The organism is Oerskovia gallyi, assembly GCF_014836745.1.
Taxonomy (GTDB): domain Bacteria; phylum Actinomycetota; class Actinomycetes; order Actinomycetales; family Cellulomonadaceae; genus Oerskovia; species Oerskovia paurometabola.
Map to the genome: position 1 here is coordinate 67539 of NZ_JACSQE010000010.1, position 25544 is coordinate 93082.

Sequence of the window (25544 nt, forward strand, 5' to 3'; positions counted from 1 at the left end):
CTCGCCGCTCACTTGTCGTTGAGCTTCTTGGCCTGCTCGGCCACCGTGTCGACGTGCTTGTCGACCGAGTCCGACGTGCGGCCCTTGACCAGGTCCGCGACCTGGTCGATGCGCTCGTCCGTCAGCGCCTCCTTGGCCTTCGCGACGATGCCGCCCAGGCCACCCAGTGCGCCACCCTTCGACTCGCTCATGTCCTCGTCCTTCCGTCGGTTCCCGGGACCGGGCGGTACCGGGTCAGTGCGTATCCTGCCCCGGCCCGGCCGCTCGCTGCGCACCCAGGAGCGGGTGAAGCGTCACGGCACGAGCACGATCCGCGTGCCCGACGCCGTCCGGGCGCCCCAGGCCGCCTCGACGTCGCGCAGCGGGGTCGGCACGACGTCGACCTCGGGCCGGACCTGCGGCAGCAGAGCCGCGAGCTCACGGACGGCGGCGACCATCCCCGCAGGCGGCACGGACCCCTGACCGCTGCCGCTGACCTGCACGTTCGTCTTCCGGAGCGTCGCCGCGGGCAACGTGATGGTCGGCCCCGCGGTCGCACCGACGTGGACCCATCGCAGCAGGTGTGCAGGGTCCGTCCGCGCCCCCGTCACGGCTGCGAGCGCCCCCTCGGTCGGCGCTCCCCACACGTAGTCGACCACGACGTCGACGTCCGCGGCCTCGCGGGCGAGACGCTCGGCCGCGTCGTCGGCCGTGAGCGGCACGACCGCGTCCGCCCCGAGGCGCCTGACGACCTCGAGCGAGGCGGGGTCGCGCCCGGCCCCGACGACGCGGCTCGCGCCCAGGTGACGGGCGAGCTGGACCGCGAGGCGCCCGGCGCTGCCCGTCGCCCCCAGGACCAGGACGCTCTCGCCCGACCGCACGTCGGCGCGGCGCCGCAGGGCGAGCCACGCCGACATCGCCGGGTTCATCGCGGCGGCGAACGTCACGTCGTCGAGCCCCTCGGGCAGGTCCACGAGGTGGTCCTCGGGCACCGCGACGAGCTCGGCCATGCTCCCGCGCGGGGTGTGGAGGCCGGCGAAGAACACGCGCCGCCCGTCCTCGGTGCGGCCCACGCCGTCGAAGCCCGGGACGAGCGGCAGCACGCCGTCGCTCGTGTAGTGCGTGCCCGCGGCACCCGACCGGACGCGCGGGTGCAGACCCGCGGCCAGGACGTGCACGAGGAGCTCGCCCGGGCCGGGCACGGGGTCGGGGATCTCGGCGCAGCGGGGCGGCTGGTCGAACGACGTGACGAGGGCTGCGTGCACGAGGGCTCCTCTCCGCGAGACGGGCGCGACGCGCGACGGCCTGCCCGACGGCGGCCCCCGCCAGGTCGATGCTCGCACCGTGGGACGGGGTCGGCATCCGGTGCCGGCGGCTCAGGGCCCCATCCCCCGGCAGACATCACCCACCATGGGGAGCGCTCCCCATTGCGGTGGGCCCCCTCCACCCCCCAGAGTTGACCCCGTGGTCACCACGCCACCATTCACCCCACCACCCTTGAGGGAGCTTTCTTCGTGCGTCTCGTCCGCGGTATCGCCGTCCTGTCCGTCGCGTCCGTCGGGGTCCTCGGCCTCGCCGCCTGCTCGTCGGGAACCGACGCCCCCGCGTCCTCCTCGTCCGCGACGCCCGAGGGGGAGAAGGCTCCCGCGAAGGACTCGTCGTCGGACCTCACCGCCGAGAACTTCGTGCAGCGCATCACCGACGCGCAGCTCGCGGCGGGCAGCGTGACCATGGCGACCTCGACCGCTGTCGAGGGCACCACCATGGACATGACCGGCGACATCGTCTTCACGGACGGCTCGCAGAACCTCGCCATGACCATGACGGTCCCGGGCTCGGGCGAGATGCAGATCCGCTTCGTCGACGGCGTCTTCTACATGAACATGGGCGAGCTCAGCCAGAACAAGTTCGTCGCGATCGACCCCGCCGACGAGACCAACCCCATGGCTTCCTCGTTCGAGGGCCTCACCGAGCAGATGGACCCGACGGCGAGCGTCGAGGCGCTCGACGGCGCGATCAAGAGCGTCGAGAAGGACGGCGAGCCCGTCGACGTCGACGGCGTCAAGGCCCAGCCCTACACGGTCGTGGTCGACACCACGAAGCTCACGGGTTCGATCGCGGAGCAGGCCGACGCCGCAGGTGCCGCCCTCCCCGAGACGCTGACGTACCAGTACTGGATCGACGGTGACGACCTTATGCGCAAGGTCGTCGTGGACCTCATGGGGACGAGCATGGAGATGACGTTCTCCAACTGGGGCGAGGACCTGCAGGTCGTCGCCCCGTCGGCCGAGGAGATCACGACCGAGCCGCTCTTCTGATCCGCAGCTCCCCGGGGCTCTGAGCCCGACGAACGACGGCGGCGTGCCGGTCCACGGACCGGTGCGCCGCCGTCGTGCTGTCCCGGCCGCCGGACGGTCGTGAGGCGAGGCCCCCGGTGCGCGCCGCCGTCGGGCGCCGTCGGTCCGTCGGGTGCCGTCAGTCCGTGGGGCGGCGGCGCATCTGCTTGGTCGTGGTCCGCTGCTTCTTCGCCGCGAGGCGACGTTCCTGCGAGCCGCGCGTGGGGCGGGTCGCCCGGCGCTGCCGCGCCGGCGGAGCGAGGCCCTCGGCGACGAGCACCGCGAGGCGCGTCCGCGCGGCGGCCCGGTTGCGGAGCTGCTCGCGGTTCTCGCTCGCCGTCACGGTGAGCACCCCGGCGACGAGCCTCTTGTCGAGGCGGGCGAGGAGGCGCGCGCGCTGGGAGTCGGACAGGACGGCCGACGCCTCGACGTCCCACGACAGCTCGACGCGCGAGTCCGTGGTGTTGACACCCTGCCCGCCCGGGCCCGAGGAACGCGAGAACCGCCAGGCGAGCTCGCCCTCGGGGATCGTCAGGGCCGGGCTGACCGCGAGGCCTCGGTGCGGGACGGTGGTCATCCGACCATCATCGCGCGTCGGCGAGGGGCGGCGGACGGTCGAGCGGCGTGAGCGCCCCCTTCCGCGCGGATTCTGGTACGCACGTCTAACTCTGTGACCGGTATCACCGGAATATGACGTCATGTCCGCGCACCGGTGATGTCTCCCCCGGAGTGCCCGGACCGGCCGGGCGCGCCGCGGCACCGCCGCGCGACGAGAGGACCCGCGAGACGTGACTGCCCTGCCCGACCGGAGAACGCACACAGGACGACGATCACCGGTCGCCTTCCTGCTGACCCTCCTCCTCGCGCTCACCTCGGTACTGACCACCATCCCCGCCGCCCATGCGGCGACCGGGACCCCGATCTCGGTCGACAGCATCTCGTTCAGCAAGCAGGAGCTCGCCGACGGCAGCACCCAGGAGCTCACCGTCCGGTGGAGCGTCCCCGGCGAGGCGACGAACCCCGTCAGCGTGAGCGTCGACCTGCCCGCGGGACTCACCGGGCGAGCGGACCGGTTCGCGATGATCTCTCCCGACGGTGATCCGGCCGGGGAGTGCGTCGTGGGCGCCACGACCATCACGTGCACCGTGGACCCCGCGTACGTCGACGGGCACGAGGTCGCCATGAGCGGGGAGTTCACCGTCCGGGCCGACGTCTGGCTCGAGAACCTCTCGACCGTCGAGCACGTGTTCGACTTCGGTACCGTCGACGGCCCCGTCACCGTGACCGTCACGCCCAACCCCGACCGCTGCACGGAGAGCTGCACCTACCAGGGCCAGCACGAGGGCAAGTGGGGCTGGTACGACAACCTCACCGACACGATCACCTGGACGGTGTCCGTCCCCGCGCCGAGCGACGGCATGCCCGCAGGGCTCGACGTCGTCGTCGAGGACGTGCTCGACCCCACGGCCTACGAGCTCATCGGCACGCCCACCGTCTACGAGGGCCGCTCCACGAGCTACGACCGGCTCGGCCGCGAGCAGGCCGACCTCCGGGCCAAGGGACCCTCCGACGTCACCGTCTCCGCGGACGGGCTGCGGGTCGAGTTCACCTCGGTCGCCGGTGCCGCGGGCGAGTCGCTCCCCCCAGGTCACACCGGTCTGACCGGGTCGGTCTACCGCGTCGAGTGGACGGTCCGCGCCCTCGACGAGGGCAAGGCCACCACCTACGCGAACACGGCCCGGTACACGATCGAGGGAGACGTCTCGCACGTCGTCACGGGACAGGCCACGCGCTGGTCGGGCTCCGGCACCGTCGTCGGCCGCAACTTCGGCAAGCTCCAGCTCACCAAGGAGCTCCACGGCGACACGACCCTGACCTCGGCGTTCAGCGTGCGCTACACGGCGCTGCTCGACGGCCAGGTCACCGACGAGCGCACCGTCGAGCTGCGCGACGGCCAGACGTTCCTCACCGACGAGCTGTTCAAGGGCACCACGGTCCGCCTCGAGGAGATCGCGCCCACCGGACCGGAGAACGTCACCTGGGCCGACCCCGTCTTCGTCCAGCCGGACGGCACCACTTCCGAGCGCCTCGAGCTGACCTTCGGCGCCGACCGGTCGAACCTCGGTGGCGTCACCGAGATCCGCCTGGTCAACCGGGCGACCCTCGCCCGCGCAGCCGTCCAGGCCCACAAGGTCGTCGTCAACGACGACGGCCTCCGCCTCCCTCAGGACCTGTCGTTCACCCTGGCCTACGCCTGGGACGCCGTGCCCGGCCGCGGCATCGGGGCGGGCAGCGGCCGCGTGACCCTGCCCGCCACGGGTGACCGGGTCTCGGTCCCCGACCTCCCGGTCGGGGCGACCGTCCGCTTCACCGAGCCCGCCCCGACGAAGGTCCCGGGCGGCACCTGGTCGTCGCCCGCCGTCTCGCCCTCCGAGGTGTTCGTGACCGACGCGAGCGGCACCGTGGACGTGACCGTCACCAACACCGTGACGCGGGACCTCGGCGCGTTCAGCCTCACCAAGCGCCTCGCGGGGGACGGGGCCGGGCTCGTGACCGACCCCACGTTCACCGTCCGGTGGTCCTACCCCGCCGACCCGGCGCAGGGCATCGACGAGGCGGGCACCGGCGAGGTGACCGTCACGGCGGGCGAGCCCGCGATCGTGGTCGACCAGGTGCCCGCGGGCGCCCGCGTCACGCTCACGGAGGTCCTCGACGAGGTCGAGGGCGGCACCTGGGGCGAACCGGCGTTCAGCGAGCAGACGTTCACCGTGATCAAGGACGACGTCGTGGCCGTCGACCTCGACAACGTCATCACCCTGAACGCGGGGTTCGTCTCGGTCCGCAAGGCGATCGAGGGGACCGGCGCAGGGCTCGTGCCCGCCGACGACACGTTCGTCGTGCGGTACACGTACCCCGCGGGCACGGGCTTCGCCGCTGGCGACGGTCGGCTCGTCGTGCCGGCGGACGGCGAGGTCGTCACGAGCGGTCCCCTGCCCTACGGTGCGGTCCTGACCCTCTCCGAGCTCCCCCCTGCCGACGTCGCAGGAGCGACCTGGGGCGAGGTCGGCACCTTCGCGCCCAGGGTCGTGACGATCGGTGACGGGACGACGAGCGAGGTCACGCTCACCAACTCGATCTCGCGGGACGTGGGTGCGTTCGCGCTCTCCAAGCGTGTCGAGGGGTCAGGTGCCGCGCTCGTCGCGCCCGAGGACGAGTACACGTTCACCTACTCCTATCCTGCCGGGGACACCTGGGCGGCCCTCGAAGCGACGACGGTCTCGGTGCCGGGTGACGGCACCACCGTGACGGTTCGCGACATCCCCGCCGGGGCCGTGGTCACGGTCGCCGAGGACTCGCCCGAGGCCGTCGAGGGCGGTACCTGGTCGGCCCCGACGTACGGCGCGGCGAACAGCTTCGTCGTCACGAAGGACTCGACCTACGCGCTCGACGTCGTCAACTCGATCGAGCGGACGACCGGGTACCTCTCGGTGCGCAAGGACGTCGTCGGCACGGGTGCGCACCTCCTGCCGGCCGACGCCGAGTTCGTCGTGCGCTACACGTACCCCGCGGGGGACGGCTTCGCAGCGGGCGAGGGCACCGTGGTCGTCACGGCCGACGGCGTGCCCGGCGTCAGCGAGCCCCTCCCCTACGGCGCCCTCGTGACGCTCGTCGAGGAGGCGCCCGCGCCGGTCGCCGGTGCCACCTGGACCGAGGCCGTCCTCAGCACCGAGCAGGTCCGCGTCGGCGACGGCACCGTGGTCGGGGTCGTCGTGACCAACACGCTCGACACGAACCCGGCACGCCCGGGCCCGGGGGTCGACCGGCTCTCGAACACCGGCGTCACGGTGCCGCTCGCTCTCCTCGGGGGCGCGATGCTCCTGGTCGCGGGCGGTGCGACGCTGCGGGTCGCCGCTCGACGGCGCCGGTCGTGACGCACTGAGGCCCCCGCCCGTGCTGGCGGGCGACGGGCGCAGGACGCACCGCTGACGGTGAGCGGCGCCGTCGGGCAAGATCTCCCGCCCGACGGCGCCGCTCGCCTCAGGCGGCCTTCTCGCCCACGCGCCCCTCGGCGCGGTCGCGGATGCCGCGCAGCATGCGCGCGCTCATGAGGAAGCTGACGGGCTGGACCGGTTCGACGATCGCCCCGGACCACCAGCGCGTGTACCCGTAGCGCTCGCGCACGACGAGGCGCGTGGCGCCGTCGGCGACGGGGCGCAGCACGAACGACCAGGTGAAGTCGTACGGCGGCGCCGACGCACCGACCGGCACCGCTCCCCGCAGCACGAGGTGCCGGTCCGGGACCATCGCGGCGACGCGCAGCGCGACGTCGGGGTGGAGGCGCACGTCGTCGCCGACCGCGAGACGCTGCCACCGGGGATCGACCCGGTCCGCGTTCTCGATGTCGCAGCCCACGAGGTTCTCGAGCCACTCGTAGCTGTAGAAGCCTCCGCGCCCCTGGCCGAGCTGCAGGACCCACTTCCACACCTCGCGCGGCGGGGCGTCGATCGTGACGGCGCGGGTCGCGACCGCGTCGGCGTCGGGGACGATCTCGTCGCCCGCGAGCGGCTCGGACGGCTCGCCGTCGCGGGTCCCCCAGGTCATGGTCAGGCGTCGGGTCAGGAGCAGCGCTCCGACCAGGAGCGCCGCAGCGGCGGTCCGTCGTACGAGCGGTCTCATGGCAGTCTCCTCCGTCGTGGGACCTCGGCTGTCTCGATCGTCGCATCTCCGGGGACCGAAGTCGCGACGCTTGTGACGGATTGCACAAGCGTGTCGTGGACGGTCAGCCCACGAGGCCGACGGCCAGGAAGTGCGGGCTCGCGGCGATCATCGCCGGGTCCTGCTCGAGCAGGCGCGCCGCCCGGACCGCGGAACCCAGCAGGGGCTCGGCCTCGTCCAGCGGCAGGTTGTCGAGCGCCGGGGCGCTCGGCCCCTCGACACCGTAGACCGCGACCGTCCCCAGCCCCGCGTCCTCGAGCTCCCCCGCGAGCTCGTCGGGACGGTGGAAGTACGCGGTCGTGAAGCCGGACCGCGGGTCGTGCAGGCCGGTCTCGACAGCGCGACGCAGCGACGCCTCCGTCTCGTCCGACACCTCCCCCACGGCCGCGAGCTCCAGGAGCCCCGCGTACCGGCTGATCGCCGCGGCGACCACGACGCCTCCGCTGCGCGCCACGCGCGCCGCCTCACGGAGTGCGAGCAACCGGTCGGGCCGCTCCGTGAGGTGGTAGAGCGGCCCCAGGACGAGCACGGCGTCCGCCGAGGAGTCCGTGAAGGGCAGCTCCCGCGCGTCCCCGACCTGCGCACGCACCCCCGGGATCTCCGCCGCACGGGCCACGTGCGACGGCACGGGGTCGATCAGGTCGACGTCGTACCCGGCGTCCGCGAGCCAGGCCGCATGCACCCCGGTCGCACCCCCGACGTCGACCACCCTTGCGGGGGCTGCCGGGAGGAACCTGCTCAGGAGCTCGCGCGTGCGCAGCAGCTCGAGGCGACCGTGAGCGGTCGCATGGAGGCGACGCTCCTCGCGGTAGCGGTCGGTGTAGAAGTCCAGGATCTCGGGGTCCAGCGCTGGTCCGGTGCTCACGCGGACATCCTGTCGCCGATATCCCTGTACGTCGAGCGTGCAGCTCGGGCCGTCCGTCGGCGAAGCGCTCGGCGACGAGCCGCAGCCCTACGTGAGGTGGTCGAAGTCCCCGCGCACCCACGCCGCGTGCCGGTCCGCGGACCGGCGCACGACGCCCCGCGCACCCACGGGGATCACGCCCTCGAAGTTGTTGTAGAGCCGGTCGAACGCGAAGCGCTCGACATGGGTCGCGACCCGGTCCACCACGGCCCCCGACAGCGGGATCCGGTTGGGGTAGCTGCGCATGAAGCTCACCGACGTGCGGTCTGGGTTCGCGAAGATCGTGTCACCGCTGAGCAGGACGCCACGCCCCTGCGCACCGGCCGCCCAGTGGACGACGGCACTGCCGGGGAAGTGCCCGCCCGGCTGGGAGAGCGTCACGCCCGGCAGGATCTCGCGGTCCTCGGACCACGTCTCGATCACCGGGTCGGGGCGGGCGACCCACCCCGCGTCGGCCTCGGCGACGAGGACGGGCACGTCCCCCAGCGCGCGGCTCCACTCGACCTGGACCCCGAACATGTGCGGGTGGCTCGCGACGACGGCCACGACCTCGCCGAGCGCCCGGACCTGGCGCACGGCGTCGTCGTCCAGGTACCCGACCGGGTCCCACAGCAGCATCCCGGCCGACGTCCGCACGATCTTGGACTCCTGCCCGATGCCGACCCCGGGGTGCCCCGCGAGCGCGAAGAGGTCCGGTTCGAGCTCGGTCACCGAGACCTCGTGCCCCTCGGCCGCGAGCTCGTCGAGCGTCGTCCACGCCTGACCGTCCGCGGGCACCCACTGGCGCTCGTCGGCGCAGATCGCGCACACCTCGGGACGGTCCGCGTGCTCGACGGCGCACGTCCGGCAGATCCACCACGTCATCGGGGTCGTCCTCTCCCTCGTCGAGCCCTTGTCCTGACCGACGTGTCAGAGTGGGCGTGACCCATGGGTCACGCCCACTCTGACACGTCATCTCCGACACGTCATCGAGGCGTCGGGATCAGCGGCTCAGCGCCTCGACACTCCGCGGCTCGTCGTCACCGGCGGCGCCGGGCACGTCCAGCCCGCGCAAGGGGTACACCCAGAAGCAGAGCCAGGCCAGCCCGGCCACCACGAGCGGCACGCCGCCCATGAGCACGCGGATCCCGGTCGACACGGCCTCGGGCTGGTCCGCCACCGAGAGACCGGCGTCGTAGCCCGTCGCGCCGAGGACCGCCGCGATGACGACCGCCTGCACGATCACCGAGCCGCGCACCACGAACCCGTTGACCCCGAAGTACATGCCCTCGCGGCGCAGCCCGGTCCGCCGCTCGTCGTCGTCGATGACCTGGCCGAGCGCGACCTCGAGGAGCTGCATCATGCCCGCGACCCCGATGCCCACGAGCCCGGCCACGGCCATGGCCCCCGGCAGCGACCCGGGCAGCATGAACAGCCCCACGGCCACGCCGTACGCCGCGACCGACCACAGCAACGCCCGGCGCGGCCCGACCTTGCGGACCACCCAGGACCAGCCGACGATCGCGGGGATCGCGACGACGAAGATCGGCGCGAGCACGAGCGTCGCGTCGGCCTCGGCACCGCCCAGCACGTAGCGCACGTAGAACGGCACCGACGCGAGCAGGAGCGCGGTCGTGGACTGGAGCAGCAGGGACCCCAGGACGTACGTCACGAACGCCTTGTTCGCGAACGTGTACCGGAGCTGTTCGCGCAGCGGCAGCGCGGCCTCGCGGGCCTTGACCTCGACCTCGTCGACGGGCCTCTCGACCATGCCCGCGAGCGACCACAGGTAGAACGCGAGGCACAGCGCACCGAGCACGAGTCCCATGCCGACCCACCCGAGCGGCGAGCCGTAGAGCAGCGGTGCCGCGGCGGTGCCCAGGATCATCCCGACCAGGCCGAAGATCTGGCGCGGCGTGTTGCCCCGGGCGCGCTCCGCCGTCGTGCGGAAGATCTCCGGGAAGAGCGCCGAGGTGTTGAGGACGACCGCGACGTACGCGACGTCGTAGACCGCGACCACCACAAGGAACCAGACGAGCAGCCCCGTGGGGCTGACCTCGGGAGGCATCCACACGAGCGAGAACGCCGCGACGAGCGGCACGATCCCCAGCCCGATCCACGGGACGCGGCGCCCCCAGCGGGTGCGGTGCCGGTCGGAGGCCGCGCCGACGAGCGGGTTGAGGACTGCGTTGAGGATGCCGTGCGCGACCATCGCGCCCGCGACCCAGCCCGCGGGCAGCCGCAGGTGGTCGACGTAGAAGAACACGACGAACGCCGAGAACGTCTGCGCCATGAGGTTCGCGGGGAACGCCGAGGCGCCGTAGGCGAGGGTCTGACCGCGCGTGGGGAGACCGGTCAGACGGCGGTCGCGCAGGGCCGTGAGCGCGCTCATCGAGCACCCCCGACGGCGTCGCTCGCCCGCGCGGACAGGGCGCCCGAGGCGTCTCGCGCCCGGGGTTCGAGCCCGCGCTGGACGTCGCGCAGGTCGCGCCAGCCGACGCGCACGATCCCTTCCTCGGCGAGGGTCGCGGCGACGTCGGGGTCGGCCAGCAGCCGGCGCTCGAAGCCGCGCTTGGCGACCGAGTGGTCGGCGACGTCGCCGAGCTCGTCGTCGTCGAGCATGGGGTGCAGGAAGACCTCGGTGACCCCCGGCTCGGTCGCGCGGAGCAGGTCGAGGAAGCCCGCCTTCATCGAGGCGAAGTCCTCCTCGTCGGGCGTCCCCTCCCCGAGGAGCTCGAAGGGGTGGGTGGCGAGGTGGTCGAGGATCACGACGCCGGCCGAGTCGGCCGCCGCCGCGGCCTGGTCGAGCACCGACCGGTACGTGTCGGGCAGCCCCAGGCCGACCGTGCGCGGCAGCCGGAACGGCAGGCCGTGACGGGCCGCGAGCCCGAAGACCTGCGGCAGGAGGCTGCGGCCGGTCTCCAGCCCGTAGACCGAGCCCATGTGGTTGTCGAGGTGCGTGACGTCCATGCCGGCGGCGAGCGCCGCGTCGAGCTGGGCGGCGAGCTCGGCCACGACGTCCGCGTCGCTCGCCCGGAGCTCGACGCTGCGGCAGTCGGCCGGGAAGTACCCGGCGTCGTCGACGAGGGTCGTCCCGATCCCGGTGAGTGGGCGCCACCGGTACCGGGTCCACTCGCTCGTGAGCACGAGGTGCACGCCCAGGTCGAGGTCGGTGCGGTCGGCCGCGAACGCGAGCGCCTCGGGGGCCCACGGGCACGGCACCATGAGCGTCGCGGAGTCGAGGTGGCCCGCGACGAGCAGCTCGGTGATCGCGCGGTTGGCGGCGCGGCACATGCCGAAGTCGTCGGCGTTGAGGATCAGCGCCCGGGCGTCCGGCGGGAGGCCGAGCCGGGTCACGAGGTCAGAGGGTGCGCGCATCGTCGGCTCCTCGGGAGGAGAGGCCGGTGGTGAGGTCTGCGTCGAGGGGCGCGTCGTCGTCGGGCAGGTCCTCCGACTCGGCGGCGCGCCGTACCGCGGCCGTGAACGCCTGGTCGCGCAGCGCGTCCCGCGCGAGGGCCGCGGCGCCGAGCAGCACGGCGTCGGCCGCGACGGCGCTGGGTTCGACCACGATCGGCAGGATGCCGACCCGTTCGGCGAGGTAGGTCTGGACGCGGCCCAGGACCGCGTCCTCGCGCGCGACGCCCGCGAGGAAGATCTTCTGCGGTTCGAGCAGGAGCGCGACCGACGCGACGAGCACGGCGAGGCGTCCGGCGAGCTCGTCGACGACCGCGACGGCACGCTCGTCGCCGTCGGCCGCGAGGTCGAGGACCTCGTGCGGTGCGAGACCTGCGGGCAGGCCGGCCTCCTTGGCCGAGGTCGCGAGCGACGCGGCGCCGATGCTCTCGGCGCCGAGGGCGCGGCCGGGCTGCGGGAGGAACGCGACCTCGCCGGCCCCGCCGGACGCGCCGCGGTGCAGCCTGCCGTCGATGACGATGCCCGCGCCCAGCCCGATCCCCAGGCGCAGCAGCACGAACGAGTCGAGCCCCTTGCCCGCGCCCGTGCGCTGCTCGGCGATCGCGGCGAGGTTGACGTCGTTCTCGAGCACGACGGGACAGCCGAGGCCTTCCTCGAGGGCCGCGTGCAACGTTGGCCCGCCCTTCTCGAGGCCGGGCACGCGGCGCACCATGGCGTGGTCGGCGTCCACGATCGCCGGGAGCCCGACGACGGCGCACCGGACCGCGACGGACTCGGCCCCCGTGTCGTGGCGCACCGCGGCGACGCAGTGCGCGGCGAGCTTCTCGACCGTGCTCGCGCGCGCCTCGGGCTCCTTCGCGGACAGCGGCTGCTCGGCGCGGGCTCGGACGCGGCCGACGAGGTCGACCAGCGCGACACGGACGCGCACGTGACCGATGTCGACCGCGAGCGCGTACCCGTGCTCGGGGTCGACGCGGTACAGCGTGGCTGCGGGGCCGCGTCTGTCGTGGTCGAGGCCGGCCTCCTCGACGAGCCCGTGCTCGACGAAGGTGCGCAGCGCGAGCGCCACGGTGGTCTTGGACAGGCCCGTGGCCGCGACGATCTCGGGTCGTCCGAGCGTGTCGTGGGCGTCGAGCACCTCGAGGACTGCGCGGGCGTTGATCTCCCGGAGCAGTCGTTGATCTCCTGCAAGAAGCATGTCTACCGGTCTCCGTCGACGGTCGTTCCCCTGGACATGAGTAGGTCGGAAACCTCCCTACCCGGGCGAGAGTACCGCGCCGGGGTTCGTGCGCGCTCGGCGAGCGGAGAGTGTTCACCCCCGTGTCCCGGCCTGCGGTGCGGAGCGCTCTCGGGGTTCACCCCGAGGGCGAGATGGGGGGAACACCCCATGTCGCCGAGGGGTCCGCGCACCCTAGCCTCGATGGTGGTGGGCCCCGCCGGGGGGCGGGGCCCCCACCACTCCACGAACGCCTCGGACACGACGAACAGGGGATCGACATGCGGACCACGAACCGGCGACTGGTGACGGCGGGCCTGGTGGCCGTCGCGGCGGTGACGCTCGGGGCGTGCGGGTTCGGGCCGCGGTCGATCGCGACCGACACCTACACCGTCACGGACGAGATCACCGCGGTGCGCCTCGACCTCGAGGCCGGCTCCGTCACGCTGCGCGGGGACGGCTCGGCGACCGAGGTCGGCATCGAGCGCACGGTCGACTACGCGGGCTCCTACCCCGAGCAGGAGACGCACCGCGTCGAGGACGGCGTCCTCGTCCTGTCCGGGTGCGGTCGGTACTGCTCCGCGAGCTACTCGATCGACCTGCCCGCCGGGCTGCCCGTCACGGGCGAGACGTCGCACGGCAGCATCGACCTGGACGCGACCGGCGCGGTCGACGTCGAGACGTCGAACGGGTCCATCACCCTCACCGACGTCGACGCGCGGATCGTCGCGCGGACCTCCAACGGCAAGATCACCGGGACCCGGCTCGGAGGCACCGACGGCATCGACGCCGAGACGTCGAACGGATCGGTCGAGATCTCGATCACGACCCCGCAGGACGTCCGGGCGGCGACCGACAACGGCAAGGTCCAGGTCCGGGTCCCCGACGGCAGCTACCGGGTGCACGCCGAGACCGACCTGGGCGGCACGGACGTCAGCGTCCCGGACGACCCCGACGGCGAGTTCACGATCGACGCGTCCTCGTCCAACGGGCGGGTCACCGTCTCACGCGGCTGAGGTGGCGCCGGGACGCCGTCGCACGCGCCACGCGCGTCATGGTGCCGGGCGGGAACCCAGCACTCCCCGCACCACGTCCGTGACCGGGCGCGGAGGGCGTCCGAGCAGCTCCGCCAGGTGGTCCGCGTCGTCGTCCCCGCGCGCGAGGAAGCCCGCACCGAGGGTCGCGAAGATCGACGCCGCGTGCGCCACCTGGTAGGGCGGGACCCCTGCGGCCAGCGCGTCCCAGGTTCCGCCGAGCGGAGCCGCCTCGTACCTGCCACCGACGAGCGCGGCGACGTCCGACCCCGTGAGGCGCGCGTCCCCGGCGAGCTCGTAGACGCGTCCCGCATGCCCTGACCTCCGACCCGCGCGGACGTCGTCGTGCACCTCGGCGGCCACCCGTGCGGCGACGTCCGCGAGGTCGTCGCGGTGGACCACGGACACCGCGCCGTCTCCCCACGGAGCCGCGAACACGCCGTCGGGCTGCGCCGTGAACCCGACCGCGAGTGCGACCGGGACCTCGGCGTACAGGCCGTTGCGCAGGATCGTCACGTCGAACGGCGCGCCCGCGAGCCGGGCCTCGGTCCACCGGTGGGCCAGCGCGATCGTCAACCGTTCGGCCGTTCCCGCGAGGCTCGTGTAGACCACGTGCCGCACACCGGCGGTCGCCGCGGCGTCGACCACCGCCCCGTGCCGTGCCCGCACGACGTCGTCCTCGGCGTACCCCGCCGAGACCACGAGGAGCACGTCGACCCCGTCGAGCGCGGCGGGCAGGGTCTCGGGCCGGTCGAAGTCGACCAGCCGCGCGCCGGGCCCCCGGGGCTCCCGAGACCCCCTCAGCACGTCGTCCCGGTCGGCGAGGCGGGCGGCGACCGCCCCACCGAGGGCGCCGGAGGTTCCGGTGACGAGCAGCATGGGCAGGTCCTTCCGATGGTGTGGTTGTCTTCACGAGCGGGACCATCGTCGCCGCGGACCAGGACCGACCGTAAGGAGGCACTTCGATGTCAGCAGGGCACACCGCAGTGACCACGTCCCCCGTCGTCTCGTGCGGCGAACCGCACGAGGACTGCGGCATCCGTGACGTCCTCGACCGGATCGGCGACAAGTGGTCGGTGCTCGTCGTGGTCGAGCTCGCCCAGGGGGTCCGGCGGTTCCGCGAGCTCCAGCGCGCGGTCCCGGGGATCTCGCAGCGCATGCTCACGCTCACGGTGCGCCGGCTCGAACGGGACGGCCTGGTCACGCGCACGGTGTTCGCGACCGTGCCCCCGCAGGTCGAGTACGAGCTCACCGCGTCGGGCCACAGCCTCACGCGGCTGGTCAAGGTCCTGGCCGACTGGTCGGCCGACCACCGCGACGGCATCGCGGCCTCGCGCGAGCGGTGGGACGCGCTCAACCCGGGCTCCGAGGTGCGCTGAGGCACGCGGCCGGGCGCGCCGCCGTCGGGCACGCGCCGCCGTCGGGCACGCGCCGCCCGGGCGCGCTAGAGCGGTCCCAGGACGTCGCGGACGTCGGCGTCGAGCGCGAGCGAGTCGAGCACCGTGAGCAGCGCGCGCTCCTCGTAGCGGAAGTGGGACTCCATGATCGCGGCGACCCCCTCGAGGTGACGGTCGAGCTCGTCCGGCGTCGCCGCCCGGTCGACCGCGGCCAGCAGCCCGCTCAGCAGGTGCGCGATCATCGAGTGGTCCTGCCTCAGGTTGCGCAGGGTCCCGACCAGCTCGGGGTGGGCGGCCGCGATCGCGGGGAACAGCTCGCGGTCCTCGCCCTCGTGGTGGCCCGTCAGGGCGGTGCAGAAGCCGTGGCAGAACAGCAGCAGGTCGCGGGTCGCGGGTTCGGCGGGCTCTCCGTCGTCGAGCGCGGCCCGGGTCGCGCGCAGCGCCTCGCGCAGCCGGGCGTGCACGGCGCGCAGCTCGCGGCTCCAGGCGACGAGCCTGGTCTTCTCGCCCTCAGTCACGCGAGGGCGAAGGGGTCGACGTCGTCATCGTCGTGCTCCTTCGTGTCCGGCGCCTCCATACCTGGCACGGTCTGCCACCGGCACGCGACGCTGCGCAGACCCTACCGGACGTCGACCCACGCGGGGCGCCGTGCGTCGTCGACGCGCACGACCACGTCGGCGTCCCGCTCCGGGGCGACCTCTGCCCGGTACCGCGCGTACGCGGGCAGCGTCCAGGCGTCCGCAGGTGGCGTGCGCCGCGCGAGGGTCGCGTCCTGGAGCGCCAGGTGGACGGTCAGGTCGACGTCGAGCCCGCGCCCGAGCGACAGCGACCCGTCGAGCAGCACGACCAGCCCCGGGGGCGCCTCGACGTAGTCGGCGCGCGTCGAGCGCGACGTCACGGGGTCGCGCAGGCTCGGCAGGTAGCGCCCGTCCCCGTCCGGCCCGACGGCGGTCAGCACCTCCCGGTTCAGCGCCCCGACGTCGATCCACTCGTCGAGCAACGAGTCCGGGTCCTCGTGGCCGTGCTCGAGCCGCAGCGACGCGGGCCGCAGGAAGCCCCGCACACCGATGCGCGCCGTCGGGCGGCCCGCGACGCGCAGGGGTTCGACGAGCTGGTCGGCGAGCGTCTCCGGGTGCGTCGAGGGGTGGCCGTCGACGAGCACGCGCACCGCACCACCGGCACAGGGGTGGCCCGCGACGAGCGCGGCGACCCGCGCGACCAGGACCTCGGGGCTGACCGGCTCGACGCGCACCCGGTCAGGATGCCACGGGGCCGCGAGGACCAGGGCGCGCACCCGTGCCGAGGTAGTCCTGCGGGCTCGCGTCGAGCACCCGGCGGAACATGGTCGAGAAGGCAGCCGGGCTCTCGTACCCCAGCGCGCCGGCGACGCGCGTCACGGACTCCCCCGCCGCGAGCCGGGGCAGGGCGGCCAGCACGCACGCACGCTGTCGCCACCGGTCGAAGGTCAGGCCGGTCTGCGCCCCGAAACGGCGGTTGAACGTCCGCAGGCTCACGTGCAGCGCGGCCGCCCAGGTCGCGGGCGAGGCATGGGCGTCCGGGGCGTCGAGGAAGGCGCGGCACATCGCGAGCAGCGCACGGTCGTTCGGCAGCGGGACGTGCAGCGGCAGGGGCGTCATGCGCGACACCTCGAACAGGAGCAGCCGCACCAGGGCGCCGTCCCGGCCGTGCTCGTCGTACTCCGCGGGCAGGTCGACCGCCTCGAGGAGGAGCTGCCGGGCGAGGGGCGAGACCGTCACGACCTCGCACGTGGCCGGTCCCCACGGCGCGGCGACGGGCTCGACGTAGAGGCTGCACGTGCTGACGCCGTACATGGTGACCTGGTGGACGGTCTCCGGCGGGATCCACACGGCGCGGTGCGTCGGGACGGCCCAGCTGCCGTCGTCCGTCTCGACGTGCATGACCCCGGTCGCCCCGTACAACAGCTGTGCCCGGCGGTGACGGTGCGGGGGGAGCACCTCGCCCATCGCGTAGTCGGTGCCGATCGGGACGACGTCTCGCGGGACGTCGTCGACCTGGTCGATCGGGGTGTTGCGCACACCACGACCCTAGCGAGCCCTGGCGTGATCGCGAAGGAACCTGGCACTTCCGCGGATGCACGCCACGGGTTCGCTTCCTAGCGTGGACCCTGATGTTTCTCGTCCTGCTCCTGTCCGGATGCCTCACCGGCGTCACCACCGTCCTCTTCGGCTTCGGCGGCGGCTTCATGATCGTCCCGTTGCTGCTCTGGCTCCTCTCGGGACCGGGATCCGCACCGCTCACCGAAGACCTGGGGATGCACGTCGCGGTCGCCACCTCGTCCGCGGTCATGGTCGTCAACGCGGGCGTCGCGACGTTCGCCCAGCACCGTGCAGGGACACTGAGGACCGACGCGCTCTGGCCCCTCACGGCGTTCATCGCCATCGGCGCGGCGCTCGGCGCCTCGGTCGCCGGCTTCGTGCCGGGCGAGGTGCTGCGATGGGCGTTCGTCGTCTACCTCGCCGTCACGCTCCTCCACGCGGTGCTGCGCCCGGGGTTCCTCGCCACGGCACGACCCGCGCGCCCGCTGGGCCGGACGACGACCCTGGTCGTCGGGCCCTCGGTGGGCGCGGTCGCGGCACTGCTGGGCGTGGGTGGCAGCGTCATGACGGTCCCGCTCTTCCGCCGCCACGGCTGGTCCATGACGGACTCCGCCGGTCTCGCCAACCCGCTCGGCCTGCCCGTCGCCGTCGCCGCCTCGATCACCTACGTGGTGGCCGGGGGCGCGTCGGCGTCGGTCGTCGGGGCCGGCCACCTCGGCTACGTCGACCTCTCGGCGTTCGTCGGCCTGGCGGTCGGATCCGTCCTGGGGATCGTGCTCACGCGCCGGTTCGTCGGCCGGATGCCCGACCGCGTGCACGCCCGGGCCTACCTGGTGCTGCTCGCGGTGGTCCTCGTGGCGACCGTCGTCGTGTGACGGGCTCGAACCGTTCCGTCAGGCACCGGCCGGACGGTGGGCACCTCCCTCGGCGAGTGCCGTCGCCGGTCCCGTGCCACACTCCGGAGAGGTGGCCGACCTGACGGCAGGGACGGACACGGGTCGTCCGGTCGCCCGCCGACCGGTTCGAGAAGGTCAGGAAGCAGACCCTGGTCCGGCGCCACCACGACGTCGTCCCGCCAGACCGTCCTCCCACGGAGGTGCCCGATGACCACGTTCCCGACCGTCCGACAGGTCGTGCTCGACACGACCGACGCCCGCGGCCTCGCCGAGTTCTACCGCGCCCTGCTCGGGCTGGAGTACCGCCCGGGCGACGAGCCCCCGGCCGAGGGCGCCGCCGACCCGAACGGGCAGGACTGGCTCGTGCTGCGCTCGCCCGGGGGCGTCCCCCTGGCGTTCCAGCAGGTCGAGCACCTGCCGCCCTCGACCTGGCCCGACCCGGCCGTCCCGCAACAGGTCCATCTCGACTGCACGGTCCCCGACCGCGACACGCTCGACGTCCAGCACGAGCGCGCCGTCGCCCTGGGGGCCCGCCTGCTGCGCGACCGGTCGGACGACCCGGTCGAGCCCCTGCGCGTCTACGCCGACCCGGCCGGGCACCCGTTCTGCCTCTTCGTGGGCTGACCCTCCGCCCGCGCTCACGAGCGAGCCGGACGGCGAGGCGCACGCGAGGGCACCCTCACGTCTCCTCGACATCGATCAGCCACCGCACGATGGTCCGGTCCTCGATCGTCATCCGGTACGTCTGCCCGGCGTCGATCGCGTCGTCCAACCGGCTCTGGCGGTTCTCGGTGACCCGGAGCACCCCGCAGGACGTCCGCACCTCGTAGTACGTCGTGGAGCGGTTCGTGTGCGAGACCAGGTCGTCCTCGGTGAAGCACGTCAGCTCGGTCGTCGTCCAGGTCGCGACCCAGACGACGAACGGCCCGACGAGGACGACGGCCGCGACCGTCCACCCGACCACGACCTTGGGGATCCGCATGGCGTGGAGCATACCGACGCCCGCCCGCTCCCCGTCAGCGAGGAACCGGCTGCCGTCGGGCGGTCAGGACGCGCCGGGAACGCACGAGGCCCCGTCCACAGGACTGTGGACGGGGCCTCGTGGGCAGCGGGTCAGCCGACGCGGATGAACGTCGGGTTGTTCTGCCAGATCTTGCTGTGCTTGACGGTGCTGCCCGGGGTCGTGGCCTCGATCTGCATCCCGTTGCCGGCGTAGATCGCGACGTGGCCGGGGGTCCAGATGAGGTCGCCCGGACGGGCCTCGGCGGCCGAGACGGGCGTGCCCGCGTCGCGCTGGGCACCCGACTGGTGGGGCAGCGAGACGCCGAGCTGCGCGTACACGTACTGCGTCAGACCGGAGCAGTCGAACCCGCTCGGCGAGGAACCGCCGTAGACGTAGGGCACGCCCACGTACTTCAGGGCGATGTCGACGGCGGCCGAGCCGGAGGCCGAGGCCGCCGGGGCGGCGACGGCCTTGGCCGCTGCGGGCTGCGCGCGCTCGACGCTGCGCGAAGCGGCCGCGGAACGCTCGGGGGCGGGAGCAGCGACCGGCGCGGGCGCCGGCTCGGGCTCGGGCTCGGGAGCGGGGGTGACCGCGACCGAGGCCTGCTCGATCGGCAGCACCGCGTCGGCGGCGACGGTGATCGCGGGGCTGGTCTGGAGGGCCTCGCGGGCCTGGGCGGTCACGGCGGCGAGGTCGACCGAGCCGATGGACTTCGACTCGTCCGAGGCAGGGGCGGCGTTCGCGGGGGCCGTGAAGACCGAGATCAGCAGGCCGGACGAGGCGGCGACGACCGCGCTACGACGCACGACGGCGTTGGCGCCGGACGCGGCAGACCGGCCGAGCGAGGTCAAGGGGGTGATGGGGCGGTGCGCGGCACGGTGGCGCGCACGTGGGCGTGAGGTCACGTGTGTTTCTCCTGGACGCCTGAGAGGTCAGCTGTCGGGTTCGGGCCGGAGAATCTTCTGCCCGGCCGGGCGGACCGAGGTCCGACCGGCTTCACCCCAAGGACACCGTCTCCGGTGCCCACAAGATTGGGTCCCCCACCCCTGCCATGGGTGTAGTTCGTGGCTCCGGAGGTGACAGGGTTCGGCGTCCACCGGAGCACTCCAGCGAGAAGGTTCTCTGCGGAGCAGAATCGACCGTACATGGCAACCACGGGATTGTCACAATGAGGTAACGAACCTCGCGAGTCGGACACATGTCCACCTCGACGACGGACCGCACCCGCACGCGGAAGGTGCGAGCCGCCGTCGGGCAGACCGGCCGAGCCGGGCTCAGGCGGGCTTGGTCGCCCTGCCGTCCAGCCACAGGGTGTCCGACTCGTCGCGGTGCGTGCCGGTCGAGCCGACGTGCTTGCTGTCGATCGTCGGCCCCTTCTTGATCACGTGGACGATCGCCATCGCGTGGCCGCGCCCCAGGCCGTAGTCCTCCTTGAGCCACTCCACGATCACGCCGGCCTTGACGGACGGGTCGTCGTAGCCCTTCTCCTGCGCGATCGTCACGAGCTGGCGGGGGGTGAGCCCGGTCTTGTCCTCGACGGCGTCCAGGTAGGCCTGAAATGACATGGTGCTCCTCGTGTCTGTGGGTCGGGTGGGCGGTCGATCCGGGGCGGCTCAAGCGGTGCGGAGCACCCTGCGCAAACGCTGGGCGAAGGCCGACGGGTCGTCGACGAAGCCCGTGTGGTCGCCCGGGAAGAGCGTCGTCGTGGTGCCGAGCAGGGCTGCGAGCGCCGTCGACGTCTGGTCGCAGAGCTGACCGGTCGAGTCCTCGCCGACCCCGACGACCACGCGGACGGGAGAGGCACGCAGGGCCTCGACGTCGGGCTCGAAGAGCGTGGTCCCCAGGAGGTCGTGCGCGAACCAGAAGCGTTCGTCCGCAACCTGCTGCGGGTCGCGCTCGCCGCCGAACACCTGCTCGACCATCCCGTCCGGGACGTCGATGTCGCCGATCGCGAAGAACTTCCGCCAGGCCCCGACGACGTCACCCGCGCGATGATCCTCCACGAGCTCGCGCGTCGCGGCGTGCAGCCGCTCACGGTCCGGCATCAGGGCGTCCAGCGGCGGCTCGTGCGCGACGACCGTCCTGACCAGGTCGGGGCGCGACTGGACGAGAGCGAGCGCGGTCACGGCGCCACCGCTCGACCCGACGACGGTCGCGGGGCCCGCGTCGAGGTGGGTCAGGAGCCGCGCGAGATCGTCGGCCCGGACCTGCGGCGGCGTGTCCTGGTCCGGGTCGTCGACCGTGCTGCGGTGGATCCCGCGCGGGTCGGTCGTCAGGACGGTGTGGTCGGTCGCGAGCAGGTCGGCGAGCGGCGCGAACGCGTCGGCGTCCATGGGCGCGCCGACGAGCACCACGAGCGGCCCCCGGCCCCTGACCTCGTGGTGGAGCGTGGCGCCCGGGACCCGCAGCGTCCGGGCGGTCGCAGGGACGGTCGGGGTGTCGGTCACGGGAACCTCCAGGAGTGCGCACGGCGGATGGTCGAGGGGGTGGACCGTGCGGAGGGCCGGAACTCATCGGTCCACCGCCCACGCCCGCGACGCAGCGCGACCTACCGCCCGAGGAGCGTGTCGATCTCGGCCATCTCGGCCGTCTGCACGTCGACCATGACCTGCGCGAGGTCCCGGAGCTCGGCGTGCCCGCCGCCCTCGATCTCGCCCTGCGTCATCGCGATCGCACCCTCGTGGTGCGAGTGCATGAGCTCGAGGAACGTCTTCTCGGCCGCGGCCACCGCCGTGGCGTCACCCGCGCTCGCGTCCGCGAGGCGAGCGAGAGACCCCATCTGGTCGCTCGTGAGCATGCCGTTCGCGACGTGCACGGAGTGCATCTGCATGAGGTCGTCCATGGCCCAGGCGTCGGCCCAGCCGAGCATGGTCTCGATCTCCTCGGCCTGCCCGTCGAGGATCCGCTGCGCGAGGTCGCGCGTCGGTTCGCTCACGCCGTCGACCGCCAGGATGATCTCGCTCATCTCGACGGCCTGCTCGTGGTGCGGTGTCATCATCGCGACGAAGTGCGTGTCGACGTCGTTGACCTCGGCCGGGGTGCCCGCCGAGCCGCTCGCGGCGGACGCGCTGTCGTCCCCCGAGGCGGGCGACCCGTCGGCTGTCGAGCACCCCGCGAGGGCGGCGGTCAGGACGAGCGCGGTGAGGACGACGGGCAGCTTCTTCATGAGGACTCCGGTGTGTCTCGGGATCGCCGGGGCACGCGGGCGCCGGTTCCGGCGAGCGTCCGACCAGGGTAGGTGCGAAGTCTGGGAGCCGGCTGTGTCTCCACGGGGCGGTGCGCCGCCAGATCACCCTGTGGATCCCGCGCCCCGGCGGTCCCCGTCACAGTATGGTCAGCGCACTCGACGAGGAGGCCACCGTATGACTTCCCCCCTGTCCACAGACCACCTTCCGGCCACGCCCACCCTGGCGCGCGCCTCCGACGAGGCCGACCTGCCGCCCCTGCTCACGGGGTGGCGGCGCCTGTGGACGCGCCCCGCGCTCATGCCGTACGTGCGGCTCGTCGTCCTGGTCCTGGCGATCAACGTGGCGGTGGCGGTCACGGTGCTCCCCGGCACGTCGTCGCCCGCGCGTCTCGACCTGACCCTCACGGCGGCCGCGCTGAACCTCGGGGCCGCGGCCGTGATCCGGCAGCAGCACGTCGTCAACCTGCTGTTCCGCCTCGCGACGAGCGCGCCCGTGACGTGGCCCCTGCGCGTCCGCGCAGGGCTCGCGAAGGTCTACCACCTGGGCGGGATCCACGTCGGCGCGGCGATCTCCGCGACCGCGTGGTTCACGGTGTTCGCCGCGACCGCGCTGAGCCCGGACGGGCGGGGCGAGCTGTCGGGGCCGACACTCGGGGTCGTCGTCGTCCTCGCGCTGCTGCTGCTGACGATCGCCGCCCTGGCCACCGCGCCGCTGCGCCGCAGGCGCCACGACCTGTTCGAGATGAGCCACCGGCTCGGTGGTTGGTCGACCCTCGCGGGCTTCGCGGCCCTGACGGTCCTGTTCGCGCGCGACCTGTCGCCGGACGACCCGTCAGGTGCGATCCTCTCCGCCCCCGCGACGTGGGTCCTGGCGGTCGTGGTCGTGTGCGTGGGGCTTCCGTGGCTGCACCTGCGCAAGGTCGCGGTGGACGTGCACACGCCCTCGTCCCACGTCGCGATCGTGCGTCTGCACCACGACCCGAAGACGTTCGTGGGTTCCTCGACGACGATCGCCCGGCACCCGCTCGGGCAGTGGCACCCGTTCGCCAACCTCGTCACGCCGAGCCGACCCGAGCTGCGTCTGGCGATCTCCCGGGCGGGCGACTGGACGGGGTCGTTCATCGACTCCCCGCCGGACCACGTGTGGGTCCGCGGCGTGCCCACGGCCGGGGCGGGGAACGTCGGCAAGCTCTTCCGCAAGGTCGTGTGGATCACGACGGGCAGCGGGATCGGCCCGTGCCTGCCCAGCCTGCTCGCAGGTGCGCCCGCCCACCTGGTCTGGGTCACCCGTACGCCCGAGGCCACGTTCGGCCCCGGGCTCGTCGGCGAGATCACGCAGTCGCTGCCGGACGCCCTCGTGTGGGACACGCGCGCGCTGGGCAAGCCCGACCTCGTGGCCCTCGCGCTCGACGCGGTGCGCACGACCGGCGCCGAGGCCGTCATCTGCATCTCGAACCGTCCGACGACGTTCCAGGTCGTCGAGGGCCTCGAGTCGCGGGGCATCCCCGCGTTCGGCGCCATCTGGGACTCCTGCGGCGCGCTGCACCACCCCCCGCCCGACGGCGTCACGAGCGGGGCGCCGGCGGGCTGCGGCAGGTCTCAGCGCGTCAGCGCGCGTCGCACGTCAGCCGTGCCCCGAGCGTGACGGCCGCGACCACGGCCGCCGCGGCGACGAACACGACGTCCTTGAGGACGTACTGGCCCAGGAGCGTCACGCCGTCGCCGAAGAGCTCGCCGGGGAAGAGCACCACGGGTGACATCATGCCGACCAGCGCGACCGCGAGCACGACCAGGCCGACCTTCAACCATCGCCCCGTCAAGAGCGTCAGCCCGATGACGGTCTCCACGACCGCCGTCAGGACGACCGCCGCCGTCCCCTCGACGACGCCGAAGGTCAGCGCCCCGACCGTCTGCGTGACGATCTGCTCCGCGGGGCTCGCCCCGGGGAAGAACTTGAGCACCCCGAATCCCAGGAACACCAGGCCGAGCGTGACCCGGAGCGCGGGGACCGACCACCGCGTCAGGTGGGCGGCGAGGGCGACGGCCACGGCGTCCGACCGCCCGAGGAGACCAGGCCGCGCGGGCCGGTCGCCGGTCAGGGCCGTCGAGGCAGGCAAGGCAGGCGAGGGCAAGGTCTGGGGTCCGGCAGCAGGCATCTGGTCTCCTCGTCGAGAGCGTGCGGACAGGCGGCGCTCTGCGGAGAAAGCGCCGTGACGTCCGGATAGGTGATGGCTCGGCGAGCGTAGCCACCGCTGATGAGGGCCAGATGAGGCCGGGATCAGCCCGCGAGGCGGGCGTGCAGGTGCATGTCGTGCCAGCCGTCGACGTGCTTGCCGCTCTCCCGGAGCGTGCCCTCGGGCACGAATCCCGCGGCGAGCGCGACCTTGCAGGACGCCTCGTTGCGCGTCGAGTGCACGAGTCGCAGCCTGTGCAGGCCGAGGTCCTCGAACGCCCAGGCGACCAGCAGCCCGACGGCCCGGGGCGCGACCCGGCGGCCCCGCGCGGCAGGCAGGACCCAGTAGCCGACCTCTCCCCCGCCCTCGTGCAGGTCCAGGTGGTGCAGGGCGGTGCGGCCGACCACGACGCCGTCGGACTCGACCGCCCAGTCCCCGGCCGCCTCCTGCACCCAGTGCTCGTGCCGTGAGTCGACCCACCCCTCGGCCTCCGCGAGGTCGGCCATCGCGCGGGCGTGCCAGAGCTGGATCGCCGGGTCCTGGTACGCGGCGAGGAGGGTCGGGGCGTCGGCCCGGACCCAGGGGCGCAGCGTCAGCCCGTCGCCCGCGAGGACGGGCATCGGCTGTGCGCTGAGGTGGCCGGGGCGGACGGTGGGCTCGGTGAGGAGGGGCACGCCGCGATGATGCCACGGGAGAAGGAGGCGAGCGGAGAAGAACGATGGATTGAGGAGTTGCTAAACTCGCCAAGTCTCCAGGAGGTCCTGTGCCCACCACCGCCACCACGGCGCCGCTCTACGCGATCAAGGCCGAGCTGTTCCGCTCCCTCGCGCACCCCACCCGCATCCAGGCGCTCGAGGTGCTCAGCGCCGCGACCGGCCACGAGGCCCCCGTGAGCGACCTGCTCGCCGCGACGGGCGTCGAGGCCTCGGTCCTGTCCCAGCACCTCGCCGTGCTCAAGCGCGCCGGTGTCGTGACGTCGTCGCGCACGGGCAACACGGTCGTCTACCGGCTGAGCCGGCCGCTCGTCGCCGAGCTGCTCGTCGTCGCGCGCGCGTTCCTGCGCGAGACTCTCGACGCGTCCGGGCGACAGCTCGCCGCCGCGGACGAGCTGCCTCCCCTCCAAGGGGAGAGCGAACGGACCGGGCAGTGACCCGGGCGCCCCGGCCGTCAGGCCCGCCCCTGCCCGTCGGCTCGAACCCGCCGACCCGCTCGGCCCGCTCACCGCGCTCCG

Annotated in this window: 28 protein-coding genes and 1 riboswitch; of the genes, 8 read left to right on the top strand and 20 right to left on the bottom strand. The window is 73.4% G+C overall.

Annotation, left to right across the window (positions count from 1 at the left end):
• Positions 1-8: 8 nt before the first annotated feature.
• Together H9640_RS13105 and H9640_RS19705 are read right to left on the bottom strand one after the other, a co-directional pair.
• The gene (locus tag H9640_RS13105) at positions 9-191 is read right to left on the bottom strand and encodes a hypothetical protein (RefSeq protein ID WP_191791162.1); all 183 of its coding nucleotides are present in this window, start codon (positions 189-191) and stop codon (positions 9-11) included.
• Positions 192-293: 102 nt separating this feature from the next.
• Positions 294-1244, bottom strand: coding sequence for a quinone oxidoreductase family protein (locus H9640_RS19705; protein WP_191791163.1), 951 nt, complete (start codon positions 1242-1244; stop codon positions 294-296).
• Positions 1245-1493: 249 nt separating this feature from the next.
• Between H9640_RS19705 and H9640_RS13115 the strand changes: the two genes are divergently transcribed.
• Positions 1494-2297 (top strand): hypothetical protein, encoded by an 804-nt coding sequence (locus H9640_RS13115; protein WP_191791164.1) that lies wholly within the window; start codon positions 1494-1496, stop codon positions 2295-2297.
• A 157-nt stretch (positions 2298-2454) separates the two neighbouring features.
• Here H9640_RS13115 and arfB read toward each other — a convergent pair whose 3' ends face one another.
• Positions 2455-2892 carry an alternative ribosome rescue aminoacyl-tRNA hydrolase ArfB gene (gene arfB / locus H9640_RS13120; RefSeq protein ID WP_191791165.1) on the bottom strand — a complete coding sequence of 146 codons (438 nt, stop codon included), beginning with the start codon at positions 2890-2892 and terminating at the stop codon, positions 2455-2457.
• A 211-nt stretch (positions 2893-3103) separates the two neighbouring features.
• Between arfB and H9640_RS13125 the strand changes: the two genes are divergently transcribed.
• Positions 3104-6247 carry a DUF5979 domain-containing protein gene (locus H9640_RS13125; protein WP_191791166.1) on the top strand — a complete coding sequence of 1048 codons (3144 nt, stop codon included), beginning with the start codon at positions 3104-3106 and terminating at the stop codon, positions 6245-6247.
• Positions 6248-6353: 106 nt separating this feature from the next.
• Here the strand turns inward: H9640_RS13125 and H9640_RS13130 are convergent, their stop codons facing one another.
• The 6 genes from H9640_RS13130 to H9640_RS13155 all read right to left on the bottom strand — a co-directional run bounded on the left by H9640_RS13130 (position 6354) and on the right by H9640_RS13155 (position 12526).
• Complete coding sequence (locus H9640_RS13130) at positions 6354-6992, bottom strand: SRPBCC family protein (protein ID WP_138827071.1); 639 nt, start codon at positions 6990-6992, stop codon at positions 6354-6356.
• A 103-nt stretch (positions 6993-7095) separates the two neighbouring features.
• Positions 7096-7896, bottom strand: a complete 801-nt coding sequence (locus H9640_RS13135; RefSeq protein WP_191791167.1) for a class I SAM-dependent methyltransferase — start codon at positions 7894-7896, stop codon at positions 7096-7098.
• A gap of 87 nt (positions 7897-7983) precedes the next feature.
• Complete coding sequence (locus tag H9640_RS13140) at positions 7984-8799, bottom strand: MBL fold metallo-hydrolase (RefSeq protein ID WP_191791168.1); 816 nt, start codon at positions 8797-8799, stop codon at positions 7984-7986.
• Positions 8800-8917: 118 nt separating this feature from the next.
• Complete coding sequence (locus H9640_RS13145; protein WP_191791169.1) at positions 8918-10306, bottom strand: MFS transporter; 1389 nt, start codon at positions 10304-10306, stop codon at positions 8918-8920.
• Positions 10303-11292 carry a polysaccharide deacetylase family protein gene (locus H9640_RS13150; protein ID WP_191791170.1) on the bottom strand — a complete coding sequence of 330 codons (990 nt, stop codon included), beginning with the start codon at positions 11290-11292 and terminating at the stop codon, positions 10303-10305. The genes H9640_RS13145 and H9640_RS13150 overlap by 4 nt, the downstream gene beginning before the upstream one ends.
• On the bottom strand, positions 11276-12526 hold the full coding sequence (locus tag H9640_RS13155) for an ROK family transcriptional regulator (protein ID WP_191791171.1): 1251 nt from the start codon (positions 12524-12526) through the stop codon (positions 11276-11278). The genes H9640_RS13150 and H9640_RS13155 overlap by 17 nt, the downstream gene beginning before the upstream one ends.
• Before the next feature lie 299 nt (positions 12527-12825).
• Between H9640_RS13155 and H9640_RS13160 the strand changes: the two genes are divergently transcribed.
• The gene (locus H9640_RS13160; RefSeq protein WP_191791172.1) at positions 12826-13560 is read left to right on the top strand and encodes a DUF4097 family beta strand repeat-containing protein; all 735 of its coding nucleotides are present in this window, start codon (positions 12826-12828) and stop codon (positions 13558-13560) included.
• A 36-nt stretch (positions 13561-13596) separates the two neighbouring features.
• Here the strand turns inward: H9640_RS13160 and H9640_RS13165 are convergent, their stop codons facing one another.
• Positions 13597-14457, bottom strand: coding sequence for an NAD(P)H-binding protein (locus H9640_RS13165; RefSeq protein WP_191791173.1), 861 nt, complete (start codon positions 14455-14457; stop codon positions 13597-13599).
• 86 nt (positions 14458-14543) lie between these two features.
• On the opposite strand from H9640_RS13165, the gene H9640_RS13170 reads away from it, so the two are divergent.
• Positions 14544-14957 carry a winged helix-turn-helix transcriptional regulator gene (locus tag H9640_RS13170; protein ID WP_191791174.1) on the top strand — a complete coding sequence of 138 codons (414 nt, stop codon included), beginning with the start codon at positions 14544-14546 and terminating at the stop codon, positions 14955-14957.
• Between the two features lie 65 nt (positions 14958-15022).
• Here the strand turns inward: H9640_RS13170 and H9640_RS13175 are convergent, their stop codons facing one another.
• The 3 genes from H9640_RS13175 to H9640_RS13185 form a co-directional block, all read right to left on the bottom strand.
• Positions 15023-15493: a hemerythrin domain-containing protein gene (locus H9640_RS13175; RefSeq protein ID WP_191791175.1), complete on the bottom strand. Its 471-nt coding sequence runs from the start codon at positions 15491-15493 to the stop codon at positions 15023-15025.
• A gap of 101 nt (positions 15494-15594) precedes the next feature.
• Positions 15595-16227, bottom strand: coding sequence for a nucleoside/nucleotide kinase family protein (locus tag H9640_RS13180; RefSeq protein ID WP_191791176.1), 633 nt, complete (start codon positions 16225-16227; stop codon positions 15595-15597).
• Between the two features lie 4 nt (positions 16228-16231).
• Positions 16232-17032, bottom strand: coding sequence for an AraC family transcriptional regulator (locus H9640_RS13185; RefSeq protein WP_191791177.1), 801 nt, complete (start codon positions 17030-17032; stop codon positions 16232-16234).
• Positions 17033-17124: 92 nt separating this feature from the next.
• Between H9640_RS13185 and H9640_RS13190 the strand changes: the two genes are divergently transcribed.
• Both H9640_RS13190 and H9640_RS13195 read left to right on the top strand, forming a co-directional pair.
• Positions 17125-17928 carry a sulfite exporter TauE/SafE family protein gene (locus H9640_RS13190; RefSeq protein WP_191791178.1) on the top strand — a complete coding sequence of 268 codons (804 nt, stop codon included), beginning with the start codon at positions 17125-17127 and terminating at the stop codon, positions 17926-17928.
• Positions 17929-18156: 228 nt separating this feature from the next.
• Positions 18157-18573, top strand: coding sequence for a VOC family protein (locus H9640_RS13195; RefSeq protein ID WP_191791179.1), 417 nt, complete (start codon positions 18157-18159; stop codon positions 18571-18573).
• A 55-nt stretch (positions 18574-18628) separates the two neighbouring features.
• On the opposite strand, the gene H9640_RS13200 is transcribed toward H9640_RS13195, so the two are convergent.
• The 5 genes from H9640_RS13200 to H9640_RS13220 form a co-directional block, all read right to left on the bottom strand.
• Positions 18629-18931: a hypothetical protein gene (locus H9640_RS13200; protein ID WP_191791180.1), complete on the bottom strand. Its 303-nt coding sequence runs from the start codon at positions 18929-18931 to the stop codon at positions 18629-18631.
• Between the two features lie 131 nt (positions 18932-19062).
• Positions 19063-19857: a C40 family peptidase gene (locus tag H9640_RS13205; protein WP_191791181.1), complete on the bottom strand. Its 795-nt coding sequence runs from the start codon at positions 19855-19857 to the stop codon at positions 19063-19065.
• A 1-nt stretch (position 19858) separates the two neighbouring features.
• A riboswitch (cyclic di-AMP (ydaO/yuaA leader) is annotated at positions 19859-20025 on the bottom strand.
• A gap of 201 nt (positions 20026-20226) precedes the next feature.
• Positions 20227-20517, bottom strand: a complete 291-nt coding sequence (locus H9640_RS13210) for a DUF4287 domain-containing protein (RefSeq protein ID WP_191791182.1) — start codon at positions 20515-20517, stop codon at positions 20227-20229.
• Positions 20518-20565: 48 nt separating this feature from the next.
• Entirely contained in the window at positions 20566-21399 is an 834-nt protein-coding gene (locus H9640_RS13215) for an alpha/beta fold hydrolase (protein ID WP_191791183.1), read from the bottom strand.
• Positions 21400-21500: 101 nt separating this feature from the next.
• Entirely contained in the window at positions 21501-22118 is a 618-nt protein-coding gene (locus H9640_RS13220; RefSeq protein WP_191791184.1) for a DUF305 domain-containing protein, read from the bottom strand.
• A gap of 196 nt (positions 22119-22314) precedes the next feature.
• On the opposite strand from H9640_RS13220, the gene H9640_RS13225 reads away from it, so the two are divergent.
• Positions 22315-23784, top strand: coding sequence for a ferredoxin reductase domain-containing protein (locus H9640_RS13225; protein WP_225227180.1), 1470 nt, complete (start codon positions 22315-22317; stop codon positions 23782-23784).
• Here the strand turns inward: H9640_RS13225 and H9640_RS13230 are convergent.
• Positions 23747-24295: a DoxX family membrane protein gene (locus H9640_RS13230; RefSeq protein WP_225227181.1), complete on the bottom strand. Its 549-nt coding sequence runs from the start codon at positions 24293-24295 to the stop codon at positions 23747-23749. The genes H9640_RS13225 and H9640_RS13230 overlap by 38 nt on opposite strands.
• Before the next feature lie 122 nt (positions 24296-24417).
• Positions 24418-24987 (bottom strand): GNAT family N-acetyltransferase, encoded by a 570-nt coding sequence (locus H9640_RS13235; RefSeq protein ID WP_191791185.1) that lies wholly within the window; start codon positions 24985-24987, stop codon positions 24418-24420.
• Positions 24988-25076: 89 nt separating this feature from the next.
• Here H9640_RS13235 and H9640_RS13240 point away from each other — a divergent pair, with 89 nt between their 5' ends.
• The gene (locus tag H9640_RS13240) at positions 25077-25463 is read left to right on the top strand and encodes an ArsR/SmtB family transcription factor (protein ID WP_191791186.1); all 387 of its coding nucleotides are present in this window, start codon (positions 25077-25079) and stop codon (positions 25461-25463) included.
• Positions 25464-25544: the final 81 nt, after the last annotated feature.

What these genes read in the sequence shown, in the direction of transcription:
- H9640_RS13105 (WP_191791162.1), bottom strand. Translation starts at nt 191, where the DNA reads ATGAGCGAGTCGAAGGGTGGCGCACTGGGTGGCCTGGGCGGCATCGTC.
- arfB (WP_191791165.1), bottom strand. Translation starts at nt 2,892, where the DNA reads ATGACCACCGTCCCGCACCGAGGCCTCGCGGTCAGCCCGGCCCTGACG.
- H9640_RS13130 (WP_138827071.1), bottom strand. Translation starts at nt 6,992, where the DNA reads ATGAGACCGCTCGTACGACGGACCGCCGCTGCGGCGCTCCTGGTCGGA.
- H9640_RS13140 (WP_191791168.1), bottom strand. Translation starts at nt 8,799, where the DNA reads ATGACGTGGTGGATCTGCCGGACGTGCGCCGTCGAGCACGCGGACCGT.
- H9640_RS13145 (WP_191791169.1), bottom strand. Translation starts at nt 10,306, where the DNA reads ATGAGCGCGCTCACGGCCCTGCGCGACCGCCGTCTGACCGGTCTCCCC.
- H9640_RS13150 (WP_191791170.1), bottom strand. Translation starts at nt 11,292, where the DNA reads ATGCGCGCACCCTCTGACCTCGTGACCCGGCTCGGCCTCCCGCCGGAC.
- H9640_RS13155 (WP_191791171.1), bottom strand. Translation starts at nt 12,526, where the DNA reads ATGCTTCTTGCAGGAGATCAACGACTGCTCCGGGAGATCAACGCCCGC.
- H9640_RS13160 (WP_191791172.1), top strand. Translation starts at nt 12,826, where the DNA reads ATGCGGACCACGAACCGGCGACTGGTGACGGCGGGCCTGGTGGCCGTC.
- H9640_RS13165 (WP_191791173.1), bottom strand. Translation starts at nt 14,457, where the DNA reads ATGCTGCTCGTCACCGGAACCTCCGGCGCCCTCGGTGGGGCGGTCGCC.
- H9640_RS13170 (WP_191791174.1), top strand. Translation starts at nt 14,544, where the DNA reads ATGTCAGCAGGGCACACCGCAGTGACCACGTCCCCCGTCGTCTCGTGC.
- H9640_RS13190 (WP_191791178.1), top strand. Translation starts at nt 17,125, where the DNA reads ATGTTTCTCGTCCTGCTCCTGTCCGGATGCCTCACCGGCGTCACCACC.
- H9640_RS13195 (WP_191791179.1), top strand. Translation starts at nt 18,157, where the DNA reads ATGACCACGTTCCCGACCGTCCGACAGGTCGTGCTCGACACGACCGAC.
- H9640_RS13200 (WP_191791180.1), bottom strand. Translation starts at nt 18,931, where the DNA reads ATGCGGATCCCCAAGGTCGTGGTCGGGTGGACGGTCGCGGCCGTCGTC.
- H9640_RS13210 (WP_191791182.1), bottom strand. Translation starts at nt 20,517, where the DNA reads ATGTCATTTCAGGCCTACCTGGACGCCGTCGAGGACAAGACCGGGCTC.
- H9640_RS13220 (WP_191791184.1), bottom strand. Translation starts at nt 22,118, where the DNA reads ATGAAGAAGCTGCCCGTCGTCCTCACCGCGCTCGTCCTGACCGCCGCC.
- H9640_RS13225 (WP_225227180.1), top strand. Translation starts at nt 22,315, where the DNA reads ATGACTTCCCCCCTGTCCACAGACCACCTTCCGGCCACGCCCACCCTG.
- H9640_RS13230 (WP_225227181.1), bottom strand. Translation starts at nt 24,295, where the DNA reads ATGCCTGCTGCCGGACCCCAGACCTTGCCCTCGCCTGCCTTGCCTGCC.